Genomic DNA, 13,491 nt, shown 5'->3' with positions numbered 1-13,491 from the left:
CGGGGGCTGCGGTTCGGGTCGACCCGGCGCCGGGTCCACACCGCTCCCGCGAGGGGGGTACGGGCGGGCTACCCCGGCCCGACCGCACCGCTCCCGCGACGGGGTACGGGTCCTGCGCCCGGCCCCGCGACTCCAGGCGGGCCGAGCCGGGCGGGCCCGAAAAACCCTGTCGGCCTGGCTACCGGGTACAGGCCCTGCGCCCGCCGCGCGCCCCGCCCCCGACCGGATACGGGTCCCTGCGCCCGGGCGCGACTCCCTGCGGACCGATTGACCCGGCGGGCGCGGAAGACTCTGCTGGTCCGGCCCCGCGACCGAGTACGGGTCCTGCGCGGGGCCCCGCGCCCGGGCTCGTGGCTTGCGGCGGGGCGGCCGACGCGTGGAGGCGTGGGGTGGGGCTACAGGTGTTTGCGGTGGGGGGTGTCGGCGCGAGGTGGTTTGGGGGGCTTGGTCTTGATTTCTACGCCGCCCCAGAAGGCGAAGCCCGTCACGACCACCCGCGGGGCGCCCGGCTGGGTCGGGCCCGGGCTGTCGCGCTGGTCGAAGGCGCCCATGAAGCCGAAGCCCCGTACCTCGAGCTCCACCCCCGGCGGGACCGTGATCTCGATGCCGCCCATGATCGCGACGCAGTTGATCACCACCTCGCGCTGCGCGAAGTCCGCCTCGCGCAGGTCCAGCTCCCCGCCGCCCCAGAACGCCACCGCGTCGAAGCGGGCGGGAACCGTCCAGCGGCCCTTGCGCTGGAACCCGGACATGACCGCGACGGCCGTGGACGAGGTTCCCGTACCGCCGATCCTCGCGGGCCAGGCCGAGCCCGTGTCCGAGCCCGTGTCCGACACCGCCCCCGCCCCCGCCCCCGGCACGGCCGGCAGGTCCCGCGTCAGCGGTTCCAGTTCCGCGTACGTCCGGGACTTGTACGCCGCCTCCAGCCGCTCCTCGAATTCCTCCATGTCGAGCCGGCCCTCGGCGACGGCGTCCCGCAGACGCTCCACCACCCGGTCCCGGTCGGCATCCGACGCCCTCAGCTCCGGCAACGGCTTCTCCGGCCGCTCGTCACTCATGGGCACCAGACTATGCACCGTTCCCGGGGAGTTGTACGGCCCAGCCGCGAGATCGAGCCCCCGCTCACCCCCCGCTCACCCCCGCCCCGCGTACATCCGCGCGATCACGTCCTCGATGTCCGGCTCCCGCACCGACAGGTCCACCAGCGGGTACTCCGCGGCCACCGCCGCCACCAGCGGCGCCGCCGACGCCCCCGCCGGGAACGCCAGCCACTGCCGCGGCCCGTCCACCTTCACCACCCGCGCCCCCGCCACACTGATCGGCGCGAGCTCCCGCTCCAGGTCCACCACGAGCGTCCGCTCGCTCTCCCCCGCCGAGCCCGCCGAATGCAGCCCGGCCAGCTGCCCGTCGTACATCAGCCGCCCGTGGTCGATCACCATCACCCGCTCGCACAGCTGCTCGATGTCCTGGAGGTCGTGCGTGGTCAGCAGCACCGTCGTGCCGAGCTCCGCGTTCAGCTGCCGCAGGAAGCCCCGCACCTTCGCCTTGCTCACCACGTCGAGCCCGATCGTCGGCTCGTCCAGGTACAGCACCTCCGGATCGTGCAGCAGCGCCGCCGCGATGTCCCCGCGCATCCGCTGCCCGAGCGACAGCTGCCGTACCGGTACGTCGAGCAGCTCGGCCAGGTCCAGCCGGTCCACGCAGCGCTCCAGGTTCTCCCTGTACCGCGCCTGCGGGATCCGGTACATCCGCCGCATCAGCCCGTAGGAATCCTTCAGCGGCAGGTCCCACCACAGCGTGGTGCGCTGCCCGAAGACCACCCCGATCCGGTGCGCGAGGCGCATCCGCTCCCGCGCCGGATCGATGCCCGCGACCCGCAGCCGGCCGCCGCTCGGCGTCAGGATGCCGGTCAGCATCTTGATGGTGGTCGACTTCCCGGCGCCGTTGGGCCCGATGTAGCCGACCATCTCGCCCCGCGCGACCTCGAAGCTGATCCCGTCCACCGCCCTGACCTGGCGTTTCTCCCGGCGCATCAGGCCCACCCGGCGCCGTACGTCGAAGACCTTCTCGACCCCGTCCAGCGAGATCAGCGCATCCACCACAGCCCCAGCCACAGCCACCACTAGCTCCCCGTGCTTCGGTACGAACGGACTCCCGCGCGCCACGCCAGCGACGCGGGCAGGAACACCGCGAAGGCCACCAGCGGGCTCAGGTACGCGACCCACCCGGGCAGTCCCAGCGGATCGGGCCGCCCCAGCACGTACAGCGCGGGCAGCCAGTTGACGAAGGCCAGCGGAACCACGAAGGTCACCCCGCGCAGCAGGTCCTTCGCGAAGATCGTCGGCGGGTACTGGAGCATCGTGCAGCCGCCGTACGTGAAGGAGTTCTGCACCTCCGCCGCGTCCCCGGCCAGGAACTGGAAGGCGGCCCCGGCCACCATCACCCCGGCGAAGATCCCCGCCCCGGCCACGATCATCACGGGCACCAGCAGCACCTTGCCCGGCGTCCAGTCCACCTCCAGCGCCGACACCGCCCAGCCCACCACCGCCAGCCCCTGCGCGACCCGCCCCAGCCGGCGCAGCGCGAACCGGTCCGCCGCGACCTGCGCGAGCACCGGAACGGGCCGCACCAGCATGGTGTCGAGCGAGCCGTCGCGGATCCGGGCGCCGATCCGGTCGGTGTTGCCCAGGATCAGGTCCGCCAGTCCCAGGGAGGCCGAGCAGGTCCCGTACAGCAGGGCGATCTCGGGCAGCGCGAAGCCGCCCAGCACGTCCACGTGCGAGAACATGATGTAGATCGTGACGAAGTCGAGCAGGGTGATCGCCGCGTTCCCGAAGGTGGCGAGGAAGAAGGACGTCCGGTACGTCATCGTCGACCGGATCCACATCGCCACGATCAGCCCGTAGCCGCGCAGCCCCTCCCACGCCCGGCCGCGCCGCGGCGGCTCCAGGACGCCGTCGTGCTCGCGTACCCCACGCCCGCCCACCTCACGCGCCGCATCCGCAAGCGTCGCCTCACCCACCCTGGACCACCACCTTCCGCGTCGCGGCCGACTGCAACAGCCGCCCCGCGCCCAGCAGTACGAACGCCCACCCGGCCTGGAACACCAGCGCCTCCACCGCGCCCCCGGCCCCCGCGTGCTTGCCCAGCAGCACGTCCATCGGCACCTGGAGCATCGCCGCCCACGGCAGGACCCGCACGAACTCCCCGAAGCCGCCCGGGAAAACGGTCAGCGGCAGCAGCATCCCGGAGAAGAAGATCGAGACGACGGTGGCCATCATGTTGATCCCGGCCCCGTCCATCAGCCAGAACGCGGCCAGCCCCAGCAGGTAGCGCACTGCGAAGCTCACCACCAGTCCGAGCGTCACCGACACCAGGAACAGCAGCCAGCGCGCCGGATCCGTCGGCAGCGCCAGCCGGAAGGCCAGCGCCCCGGCGAGCAGCGGGACCACCCCCCGGCCCAGCAACTGGAAGGCGGCCCGCCCCATGTCGGCCGCGAGCCACCACGTCTGGAGGTCCGCCGGCCGGTACAGGTCGACCGCGATGTCGCCCGTGCGCACCCGCTCCTGGAGCTCCTCCTGGAAGCCGCCCCCGATCAACGCCCCTGCCGCGAGCAGGGACTGACTGACCCACACGAAGGTCAGCGCCTGCGCCTGGTCGTAGCCGCCGAGCCCGGGACGTTGATCCCACAGGGCGATGTACGTATACGCGACGATGAAACCGAACACGGTGTTGGTGAACACCCCCGCCGCCGTCGCCGTCCCGTAGGTGGCGTAGCGCCGGAATCCGCCTGCCGCGACCGCCAGGTAGAGACGCACTCTCTGGCGCACCGTTTCCCCTCCGTTTCCCACGTCGTTCCTACGTCGGCCAAAGCGCGGGAGCTTAGTGCGGAGGGGCGATCCACGCGACCGATTTACGCCCGTCCGGAGCGGAATCACCGGCCATCGGGTAGACACCATGAGGTACAGAAGTGGATATTTGGAACGGCGTCGAGGAGTCCTGGAGATGAGCGACCAGTCACCACCCCCGGGCTGGACTCCACGCGATCCGGACACCCCGCCCGACGCGGCGCGGCCGAGGACACCACAGCGGCAACAGCAGCCGCGACAACAGCCGCAGCAGTCACATCAGCAAGCACGGCCGCACCCGGCCGAACCGGGGAAGAAGGCCCGCCGGAAACGGACCGGCTGGCGCCGCGCCCTCCCCACCTGGCGCATGCTCCTGGCCGGGGTCCTGCTCCTCGCCCTGCTGATCAGCGGCGCCCTCGTGGCCGGCTACCTGCTGGTCGAGATCCCGCCGGCCAACGCCGCGGCCACCGCCCAGTCCAACGTCTACCTCTACTCCGACGGCTCCCAGATCGCCCGGGACGGCGAGGTCGACCGCGTCAACGTGCCGCTCTCGCAGGTCCCGCGGACCGTGCAGGAGGCCGTACTGGCCGCAGAGGACCGGGACTTCTACTCCGAACGTGCGGTGGACCCCAAGGCGATGCTCCGCGCCGTCTGGAACACGGCGACCGGCAAGGGCACTCAGTCCGGTTCGACCATCACCCAGCAGTACGTCAAGAACTACTACTTGGGTCAGGAACAGACGATCAAGCGCAAGGTCAAGGAGTTCTTCATCGCGATCAAACTCGGTCGCGAGAAGTCGAAGAACTACATCCTTGAGGGGTACCTGAACACCAGCTACTTCGGCCGCAACGCCTACGGCATCCAGGCCGCCTCCCAGGCCTACTACGGCAAGGACGTCGGCGAACTCACCACCGCAGAAGGCGCCTACCTCGCCACCCTCCTCAACTCCCCCAGCGCCTTCGACGTCGTCTCCCACCCCCAGAGCCGCCCCCGCGCCCTCGCCCGCTGGAACTACGTACTCGACGGCATGGTCAAGAAGGACTGGCTGACCGCCGCCGAGCGCGCGACGACGCGGTTCCCCGAGCCCAGAAAGGTCCGCGCGGCCGCCGGGCTGTCCGGCCAGCGCGGCTACCTCGTGGAAGCGATCAAGGAATACATCGTCGAGCGCGAGGTCCTCGACGACAAGACCCTCGCCGAGGGCGGCTACCGGATCACCACCACCATCGACAAACGCCGCCAGAGCGCCCTCGTCGACGCCGTCGACAACCAGATGGTCGGCAAACTCGACCCCCAGGCGCGCGCGGCCGACCGCCTCGTGCGGGCCGGCGGGGTCTCCATCGACCCGGCCACCGGCAAGGTCGTCGCCATGTACGGCGGCATCGACTACACCAAGCAGTACGTGAACAACGCGACCCGGCACGACTATCAGGTCGCCTCCACCTTCAAACCGTTCGTCTTCGCCGCCGCCGTCGAGAACGACTCCCGCACCCAGGACGGCCGCCGGATCACCCCGAACACGATCTACAACGGCGACAACAAACGCCCGGTCGCCGGCGGCCGGGTCCGCTTCGCCCCCGAGAACGAGGGCCAGGTGTCGTACGGGAACATCACCGTCAACACCGCCACCGACCTCTCCGTCAACGCCGTGTACGCGCAGATGGCGGTCGACGTCGGCACCGCCAAGGTCAAGCAGACCGCCATCGACCTCGGCATCCCCGAGAACACCCCGAACTTCGACGCGGGCCCGGCCATGGCGCTCGGCACCCTGCAGGCCAGCGTCCTGGACATGACCCAGGCGTACGCGACCCTCGCGGACCACGGCCGCCGCACCCCCTACACCTTCCTGGAAAAAATCACCAAGGGCGACGACACGATCGGCCTGCCCGAACGCACCCCCACCCAGGCCATCAGCCGCGAGGCCGCCGACACCACCACGTCCATGCTGGTCAGCGTCGTGGACAACGGCACCGGCACGGCAGCCCTCGCCGCCGGCCACCCGGCCGCGGGCAAGACCGGCACCGGCGAACTGGACCGCTCGGCCTGGTTCGCCGCCTACACCCCGGACCTGGTCACGGTGATCTCGATGATGGGCCAGGACCCCGACACCGGAACCCTCCAGTCGCTCTACGGCGCCCTCGGCGAGCCCCGCATCGGCGGCGGCGGGTACCCGGCCCGGATCTGGGCCGCGTACACCAAGACCGCCCTGGAAGGCACCGACCCCCTCGACTTCGACCTGGAACTCCAGCCGGGCGCGGCCCAGCCCCCGCCGTCGCCCCCCGGGCAGTCGAACCCCCCGCAGGAGCCCCCGGGCGACCGCACGCCGACGCCCCCCGTACGACCGACCCCGCCGACGGGCGGGCAGAACAACGGAGGCCAGAACCAAGGGGGGCAGAACAACGGCGGTCAGACCAACGGAGGCCAGACCCAGGGAGGGCAGAACAACGGCGGCCAGACCCAAGGCGGTCAGACCAACGGCGGTACCACCCAGGGCGACCAGGGCGGCACCACCACGGGCACCCAGGGAACGACAGGCACGACGGGCACGACCGGCACGCAGGGCGCCGACGGCGGGGCCACCGACGGCATGCGCCCACCATCGGCGTTCCTCGAATGATCGAACGAGATCGGTCGGTGGTCAGTGACCGGAGGTCGCCTTCAGCCCCACCACGGCGACGAGCAGCAGACAGATGAAGAAGATCCGGGCGGCGGTGACGGGCTCACCCAGCACCGCCATACCGAGCACGGCCGCACCGGCGGCGCCGATGCCCACCCACACCCCGTACGCCGTACCGATGGGCAGGCTCTTCGCGGCGTAGGACAGCAGCACCATACTGGCGACGATCCCGGCGCCCGTGAACACACTGGGCCAGAGCCGGGTGAAGCCCTCGGTGAACTTCATGCCGATCGACCAGCCGACTTCGAGCAGACCGGCGACGAGAAGAAGAACCCAGGCCATGACGGCACCTCCGAGACATCGAGCGATACGGGGTGCGTCGTCTTGTCGTACCCGGTACGGCGCGTCTCGTCGGGGTTCCCCTCCACCGTAGCAAAGGACGGCAAAAAGGGCCGATGACCTCGGTCACCGGCCCTGCCCTGCCCACTGCCCCGGAAAATCAGAGATACAGCCCGGTGGAGTCCTTCGACCCCTCCAGCCGCTCGGCGGCCACGGCGTGCAGGTCCCGCTCGCGCATGAGCACGTACGTCGCCCCGCGCACCTCGACCTCGGCACGGTCCTCGGGGTCGTACAGCACCCGGTCACCCGGCTCGACACTGCGCACGTTCTGCCCGACCGCGACCACCTCGGCCCAGGCGAGCCGCTTGCCCACCGCGGCCGTCGCCGGGATCAGGATGCCGCCGCCCGAGCGGCGCTCGCCCTCCGGCAGGTCGGACTTCACGAGCACGCGGTCGTGCAGCATGCGAATGGGCAGTTTGTCGTGGGTGGTGTTCTCGCTCACGCTCCGAACCTACCTGCCCGCGCCCGCCCCGTACCGCGCAGGGTCATCCGCGCCGGCGGCGCGCCGACACCACGAGCAGCCCGACCACACCCACCGCGAGCAGCGCGACGGGCACGACCCGCTCGATGCGCGGGGACCCGTCCTCGTGGCGCAGGCCGTCCCGCAGATCGGTCACGCAACGGTTCACCGTCGCGAAGGCCCGCCCGGCGGTGTGGTCGACGGTCGAGGCGACCCTGGCCCTCGCGTCCCCGATGATCGTCTTCGGGTGCATGCGCACGCCGATCTCGTCGAGCGTCTCGGTGAGCTGCTCGCGGCGGCGGACGATGTCCGCCTCGATCTGTGCGGGGGTCCTGGCTTCCGGCACCGCGCTGCCTCCGTCGTCGTGTCGTCGTCTGTGGGGACGTAGTCCGCCATGAACAGTCTGTCAGCAGCTTAGTCTCGTGCCATACCGATCCCCTCGTGAGGAGACTGCCGACATGAGCGAGCGACTTCAGCCGGGCGACACCGCCCCCGCCTTCACCCTGCCCGACGCGGACGGCAACGAGGTCTCGCTGGCCGCCCACAAGGGCCGCAAGGTGATCGTCTACTTCTACCCGACCGCGATGACGCCGGGCTGCACCAAGCAGGCCTGCGATTTCACGGACAACCTGGACGTCCTGGCGACGGCCGGCTACGACGTCATCGGCGTCTCCCCGGACAAGCCGGAGAAGCTCGCGAAGTTCCGCGAGAAGGAGGACCTGAAGGTCACCCTGGTCAGCGACCCGGAGAAGGAGACGCTGACGGCGTACGGCGCGTACGGCGAGAAGAAGCTGTACGGCAAGACGGTCACGGGGGTCATCCGCTCCACGGTGATCGTCGACGAGGAGGGCAAGGTCGAGCGCGCCCTCTACAACGTCAAGGCCACGGGCCACGTAGCCAAGATCATCAAGGACCTGGACCTCTGACCCGCCCCCCTCCACGTGAGCGGCCCGCACCCAACCGATGCGGGCCGCTCCGCTTATCGGACGAAACAGCCCGTAACCGTCCGACTATCGGTCCGTTACTCCATTCAGGAGCCGCACAGGCGGCCGAAGGCAGGGGGAACGGAACGTGATCGACCCGGACGAACGCAATGAGCTGGCCGCAGCAGTCGCCGATTCAAGAGGGTGGGCCGATCTGATGCGGCGGCTCAGCCTCAAGGAAAGCGGCGGTCAGCGCCGCGTGCTCCAGGAGAAAGTCACTTCCTGCGGGATCGACAGCAGTCACTTCGCGAAGCGCAGCCCGTGGCGCAAATACCCGGACGAGGCCATAGCCGCCGCAGCAGCTTCATCGACCAGCTTGCGCGAGGTGGCCGTCAAGCTCGGCATCCCCCCAGCCACCGGCACCCTCTCGCACATCGTCCGCCGAATAGCAGCTGCGGGCATAGACATCAGCCACTTCCCCGGCAAGCAACGGAGCAGCATCGAGCTGCCGTTCACCACGGAAGAACTCACCCTTGCCGCGGCGTCCGCCACCAGCATCCGCGGAACGGCTCGCGCCCTGGGCATGCCGGACGACAGTCGGTCCCGCGCCGCACTCGGGAGAATGCTGAAGCAGCGCGGCATCACCACTGCCCACTTCCGAAACTCCCGGTTGATCATCCCCGAGGAGGCTCTGCGCGCGGCCGTCCCGGCGGCGACGAGCTACGCAGATCTCATGCGCGCCCTCGACCTCGCCGTCAACGACGTGAACCACCGTCGCGTCCGGCGGCGCGTCGCTCAGCTCGGACTTGACGTCAGCCATTTCAAGCGACGCACATGGGCGACCACTCCGGCGGTGCCGACCAGGGCCGTCGCAGCCGACACCCTCATCATCCTTCCCGAAGGAGCAGCCCGAACCAACCGCACCCGCCTGCACCGGGCACTACAGGAGATCGGCATCCCTTACGCCTGCGGAGCCTGCGGCAATCCCGGAGAATGGCTGGGACAGCCGATGACGCTCCAGATCGACCACATCAGTGGCGACTGGCTCGACAATCGACGCGAGAACCTCCGCTACCTGTGCCCCAACTGTCATTCCCTGACGGACACGTGGTGTCGGAACCGCCGCCGTAAACCTGCCACCTTCCCCGGCCGCCCCGTAGACTGAGCGCAGCCCAACCAGGCTCAATGTCCGAATTGGGTGCTATGTCGCGGTTGTGGTGGAATAGGCAGTCACGCTTGGTTTAGGTCCAAGTGGGGTAAAACCCCGTGGGGGTTCGAGTCCCCCCAACCGCACGTTTACGTCGAAGGCCCCGTACGCAGTTGCCGCGTACGGGGCCTTCGACCTACCCAGGTCAGCCCAGCAGCTCGCGGACCACCGGGACCAGCGCGCGGAAGGCCTGGCCTCGGTGGGAGATGGCGTTCTTCTCCGCCGGGGTCAGTTCCGCGCAGGTGCGGGACTCGCCGAGGGGCTGGAGGATCGGGTCGTAGCCGAAGCCGCCCGTGCCGGAGGGGGTGTGGCGGAGGGTGCCCAGGAGGCGGCCCTCGACGACGCGTTCCGTGCCGTCCGGGAGGGCCAGGGCCGCCGCGCAGAAGAAGTGGGCGCCGCGGTGCTCGTCGGCGATGTCCGCCAGCTGGGCCAGCAGCAGGCGGAGGTTGGCGGAGTCGTCTCCGTGGGTGCCGGCCCAGCGGGCCGAGAAGATGCCGGGGGCGCCGTTCAAGACGTCCACGCAGAGGCCGGAGTCGTCGGCGATCGCCGGCAGGCCGGTGGCCCGGGCCAGGGCGTGGGCCTTGAGGAGGGCGTTCTCGGCGAAGGTGACGCCGGTTTCCTTGACGTCCGGAATCTCCGGGTACGCGTCCGCGCCGACCAGCTCGTACGGCAGGCCGGCGTCGGACAGGATGGCGTGGAGTTCGGCGACCTTGCCCGCGTTGCGGGTGGCCAGGATCAGGCGGGGCGGCGTGGAGGTCATGTCCCTCATTATTTCCGGCCCCGCCGGCCCCGCCGACCCGCCGGCCCCGCCGACCCGCCCGCCCCGTCAGCCCGGGGTGCAGACCTTGGAGAGCTCGCTCGCCGCGTCCGCGACCGGCTTGATGTCGGGGGCGGTGTTGCCGCTCTCGATGGAGGCGCGGACGTTCTTGACGGCCGTGTTCATCGAGTCGATGGCCTTGCCCAGGTCGGCGTTGTCCGTCTGGTCGCCGATCTTCTTGAGGTTCGTCTCGATCTTGTCGAGCGCGTTCTTGGCGTCCTGCGGGCTGTTGCCCGCCTGGGAGACCGCTTCCTGGAGGTCGTTCGCGCCTTCCGTGATGGCCACGGCCGTGTTCGCGCAGTCCATCGCCGTGGAGATCGCGTCGCAGGCGGAAAGGGCCGGGATGGTCAGTACGGCTGCCACGGCTACGGCCGCTATGCGGAGCTTCATGCGGTTCTCTCCCAGATACGCAGATACATGGACGGAAAGGGAACGTGGACGGGCGCACGGCTTTGACACCGTGCGCCCGTGCCTACGTAGACGCCGGGCCCGGTCCGGCGGTTGCCGCCTACAGCTGGAGCGCGCTCAGCTGGATGGCTTCCAGGTCCGCGCAGCCGCCGGCCGCGAGGTCGAGGAGGGCGTTCAGTTCCTTGCGGTCGAAGGGCTCGCCCTCGGCGGTGCCCTGGACCTCGACGAAGCGGCCGTCGCCGGTGCAGACCACGTTCATGTCGGTCTCGGCCCGTACGTCCTCCTCGTAGCAGAGGTCGAGGAGCGGGACGCCGTCGACGATGCCGACGCTGACGGCGGCGACGGTGCCGGTGAGCGGCTTGCGGCCGGCCTTGATGAGCTTCTTCTTCTGGCCCCAGGCGACGGCGTCGGCGAGGGCGACGTAGGCGCCGGTGATCGCGGCGGTGCGGGTGCCGCCGTCGGCCTGGAGGACGTCGCAGTCCAGGACGATGGTGTTCTCGCCGAGGGCCTTGTAGTCGATGACGGCGCGCAGCGAGCGGCCGATCAGGCGGGAGATCTCGTGCGTGCGGCCGCCGATCTTGCCGCGGACGGATTCGCGGTCGCCGCGGGTGTTGGTGGAGCGCGGCAGCATCGAGTACTCGGAGGTGACCCAGCCTTCGCCGCTGCCCTTGCGCCAGCGGGGGACGCCTTCGCTGAAGGAGGCGGTGCAGAAGACCTTGGTGTCTCCGAAGGAGATGAGGACGGAGCCCTCGGCGTGCTTGCTCCATCCGCGTTCGATGGTGACCGGGCGGAGCTGTTCGGGCGTACGGCCGTCGATGCGAGACATGGCTCCGAGCCTAGTCCCTGTCGGGAAACGCGAGGGACCCCGTCCGGGTGCTTCCGGGACGGGGTCCGCTGGACACCCGGACAGGGCCTACGGGGTCCGGGTCACATCATGTCTTCGATGTCGGCGGCGATGGGGTCGGCGTCGGTGCCGATGACGACCTGGATCGCGGTGCCCATCTTCACGACGCCGTGGGCGCCGGCGGCCTTGAGGGCGGCCTCGTCGACCAGGGACGGGTCGATGACCTCGGTGCGCAGGCGGGTGATGCAGCCCTCGACCTCTTCGATGTTCTCGATGCCGCCGAGCCCGGCGACGATCTTCTCAGCCTTGGTGGCCATGTGTTTCTCCCTGAGTGTTTCGAAGAACGAGTCTCGGCGGCCGGTTCATGGATGCCCACCTGTGCGGTCCGCTTCGTCACGGTAACGCACGGTTGGCCCATTTATGCGGGCGCGTGCCCGGTATCTGCCGAAGGATAACGATCAGCAGCGACCTGCCCACAACTGGTCTACACCAGTGTGCCGCAAGTGGTGCGGCAGCCAAAAACGGGCCGGTCAGGGAGGACGCCGATGAGCGCGAGCAGCGCCGCCGCCGAGTCGCAGCCGAAGGGGCGGTCGAAGCGGTGGAACGGCTTGTACCAAGGGCTGCAGAAGATGGGGCGGAGCCTCCAACTGCCGATCGCGGTCCTGCCCGCGGCGGGCATCCTGAAGCGGCTGGGACAGAACGACGTCTTCGGCGAGGACGGCCTGAACTGGACGATCGTCGCCAGGGTGATGGACGGCGCCGGCAACGCACTGCTGGACGCTGATCTCGGCCTGCCCCTGCTCTTCTGCATCGGCGTCGCGATCGGCATGGCGAAGAAGGCGGACGGTTCGACGGCCCTGGCCGCGGTGGCGGGTTTCCTCGTCTACCACGGCGTGCTGCACGCGTTCCCCCAGGACTGCCCCGCGGGCAGCAGGGACATCGGCGGCGGCTGCCTGGGGGCGACCGATACCTTCACCGCCTACACGTACGAGAATCCGGGGGTCTTCGGCGGCATCGTCATGGGCCTGCTGACCGCCTGGTTCTGGCAGCGCTACCACCGGGTGAAGCTGGTCGACTGGCTCGGCTTCTTCAACGGCCGCCGGCTCGTCCCGATCATCATGTCCTTCGTCGCGATCGCCTTCGCCGCCCTCTGCCTGTGGATCTGGCCGCCGGTCGGTGACGCGCTGGAGAGCTTCTCGGACTGGCTGTCGGGGCTGGGCGCCTGGGGCTCGGGCGTCTTCGGCGTCGCGAACCGCGCGCTGCTGGTGATCGGCCTGCACCAGTTCCTGAACGTACCGCTGTTCTACCAGCTCGGCAGCTACACCACACCGGACGGCAAGGTGGTCCACGGCGACGTCAACATGTTCCTCAACGGCGATCCGGCGGCGGGGCAGTTCCTCTCCGGCTTCTTCCCGATCATGATGTTCGCCCTCCCGGCGGCGGCGCTGGCGATCACGCACTGCGCGAAGCCGCAGCGGCGCAAGGAGGTCGGCGGTCTGATGCTGTCGCTCGGCCTGACCTCCTTCGTCACCGGCATCACCGAGCCCATCGAGTACTCCTTCCTCTTCCTGGCGCCCCTGTTGTACGCGTTCCACGCGGTCATGACGGGCGTCTCGATGGCGGTGACGTGGGCGCTGGGCGTGAAGGACGGCTTCAGCTTCTCGGCGGGCCTGATCGACTACGTCATCAACTGGAACCTGGCGACCAAGCCCTGGCTGATCATCCCGATCGGGCTGTTTTTCGCACTTCTGTACTACGTGGTGTTCCGCTTCGCGATCACGAAGTTCGACATCCCGACGCCGGGCCGGGAGTCGGACGAGGAGATCGCGGCGATGCAGGCGGAGACCACCAAGGCGTGAGCCGCGCCGCGTGTGGCGTAGGCCACAGGAAATCGAAGGTTCCTTATCTAACCCTCACCGTGTTACAACTGGTCTACACCACGATTGGTGTAGACCACGCGGGCCCGTCTGC

14 protein-coding genes, 1 tRNA gene, 1 pseudogene and 1 riboswitch are annotated in these 13,491 nt (G+C 69.8%); of the genes and pseudogenes, 5 read left to right on the top strand and 11 right to left on the bottom strand.

The window, feature by feature from the left end; genetic code table 11:
- Positions 1-395: 395 nt before the first annotated feature.
- The 4 genes from ACZ4TV_RS24945 to ACZ4TV_RS24930 form a co-directional block, all read right to left on the bottom strand.
- On the bottom strand, positions 396-1,058 hold the full coding sequence (locus ACZ4TV_RS24945; protein WP_468137056.1) for a DUF1707 SHOCT-like domain-containing protein: 663 nt from the start codon (positions 1,056-1,058) through the stop codon (positions 396-398).
- Positions 1,059-1,133: 75 nt separating this feature from the next.
- Entirely contained in the window at positions 1,134-2,120 is a 987-nt protein-coding gene (locus ACZ4TV_RS24940; RefSeq protein WP_468137054.1) for an ABC transporter ATP-binding protein, read from the bottom strand.
- Between the two features lie 2 nt (positions 2,121-2,122).
- Complete coding sequence (locus tag ACZ4TV_RS24935) at positions 2,123-2,986, bottom strand: ABC transporter permease (RefSeq protein ID WP_468137086.1); 864 nt, start codon at positions 2,984-2,986, stop codon at positions 2,123-2,125.
- A gap of 28 nt (positions 2,987-3,014) precedes the next feature.
- A complete protein-coding gene (locus ACZ4TV_RS24930) occupies positions 3,015-3,818 on the bottom strand; it encodes an ABC transporter permease (RefSeq protein ID WP_468137085.1) in 804 nt (267 codons plus the stop codon).
- A 187-nt stretch (positions 3,819-4,005) separates the two neighbouring features.
- On the opposite strand from ACZ4TV_RS24930, the gene ACZ4TV_RS24925 reads away from it, so the two are divergent.
- Complete coding sequence (locus ACZ4TV_RS24925) at positions 4,006-6,462, top strand: transglycosylase domain-containing protein (RefSeq protein ID WP_468137052.1); 2,457 nt, start codon at positions 4,006-4,008, stop codon at positions 6,460-6,462.
- A gap of 21 nt (positions 6,463-6,483) precedes the next feature.
- Here ACZ4TV_RS24925 and ACZ4TV_RS24920 read toward each other — a convergent pair whose 3' ends face one another.
- The 3 genes from ACZ4TV_RS24920 to ACZ4TV_RS24910 all read right to left on the bottom strand — a co-directional run bounded on the left by ACZ4TV_RS24920 (position 6,484) and on the right by ACZ4TV_RS24910 (position 7,667).
- Positions 6,484-6,804: a DMT family transporter gene (locus tag ACZ4TV_RS24920; RefSeq protein ID WP_214938444.1), complete on the bottom strand. Its 321-nt coding sequence runs from the start codon at positions 6,802-6,804 to the stop codon at positions 6,484-6,486.
- Between the two features lie 31 nt (positions 6,805-6,835).
- Positions 6,836-6,906, bottom strand: a riboswitch (guanidine-III (ykkC-III) riboswitch).
- A gap of 55 nt (positions 6,907-6,961) precedes the next feature.
- Complete coding sequence (locus tag ACZ4TV_RS24915) at positions 6,962-7,303, bottom strand: GroES family chaperonin (protein ID WP_030239046.1); 342 nt, start codon at positions 7,301-7,303, stop codon at positions 6,962-6,964.
- Between the two features lie 43 nt (positions 7,304-7,346).
- Positions 7,347-7,667 (bottom strand): DUF3618 domain-containing protein, encoded by a 321-nt coding sequence (locus ACZ4TV_RS24910; protein WP_468137050.1) that lies wholly within the window; start codon positions 7,665-7,667, stop codon positions 7,347-7,349.
- Between the two features lie 112 nt (positions 7,668-7,779).
- Between ACZ4TV_RS24910 and bcp the strand changes: the two genes are divergently transcribed.
- The 3 genes from bcp (at position 7,780) to ACZ4TV_RS24895 (ending at position 9,537) form a co-directional block, all read left to right on the top strand.
- On the top strand, positions 7,780-8,247 hold the full coding sequence (bcp, locus tag ACZ4TV_RS24905) for a thioredoxin-dependent thiol peroxidase (protein ID WP_468137049.1): 468 nt from the start codon (positions 7,780-7,782) through the stop codon (positions 8,245-8,247).
- A 145-nt stretch (positions 8,248-8,392) separates the two neighbouring features.
- The gene (locus tag ACZ4TV_RS24900; protein WP_468137047.1) at positions 8,393-9,409 is read left to right on the top strand and encodes an HNH endonuclease signature motif containing protein; all 1,017 of its coding nucleotides are present in this window, start codon (positions 8,393-8,395) and stop codon (positions 9,407-9,409) included.
- Positions 9,410-9,452: 43 nt separating this feature from the next.
- Positions 9,453-9,537: transfer RNA gene (locus ACZ4TV_RS24895), tRNA-Leu, on the top strand.
- A 59-nt stretch (positions 9,538-9,596) separates the two neighbouring features.
- On the opposite strand, the gene rdgB is transcribed toward ACZ4TV_RS24895, so the two are convergent.
- The 4 genes and pseudogenes from rdgB to ACZ4TV_RS24875 form a co-directional block, all read right to left on the bottom strand.
- Positions 9,597-10,211, bottom strand: a complete 615-nt coding sequence (gene rdgB, locus ACZ4TV_RS24890; RefSeq protein WP_468137046.1) for an RdgB/HAM1 family non-canonical purine NTP pyrophosphatase — start codon at positions 10,209-10,211, stop codon at positions 9,597-9,599.
- A 66-nt stretch (positions 10,212-10,277) separates the two neighbouring features.
- Positions 10,278-10,658, bottom strand: a complete 381-nt coding sequence (locus ACZ4TV_RS24885; RefSeq protein ID WP_468137045.1) for a hypothetical protein — start codon at positions 10,656-10,658, stop codon at positions 10,278-10,280.
- 118 nt (positions 10,659-10,776) lie between these two features.
- Positions 10,777-11,502, bottom strand: coding sequence for a ribonuclease PH (gene rph, locus ACZ4TV_RS24880; RefSeq protein WP_468137043.1), 726 nt, complete (start codon positions 11,500-11,502; stop codon positions 10,777-10,779).
- Positions 11,503-11,603: 101 nt separating this feature from the next.
- Positions 11,604-11,846 (bottom strand): annotated as a pseudogene (locus ACZ4TV_RS24875) (PTS sugar transporter subunit IIB); the annotation flags it as partial.
- A gap of 219 nt (positions 11,847-12,065) precedes the next feature.
- Here ACZ4TV_RS24875 and ACZ4TV_RS24870 point away from each other — a divergent pair.
- Complete coding sequence (locus ACZ4TV_RS24870) at positions 12,066-13,379, top strand: PTS transporter subunit EIIC (protein WP_468137041.1); 1,314 nt, start codon at positions 12,066-12,068, stop codon at positions 13,377-13,379.
- Positions 13,380-13,491 lie beyond the last annotated feature (112 nt).

The sequence above is a fragment of the Streptomyces sp. NPDC028910 genome, assembly GCF_055564955.1.
The sequence above is the reverse complement of the archived record's forward strand: the minus strand, read 5'-3'. Positions and strand labels throughout refer to the sequence as shown.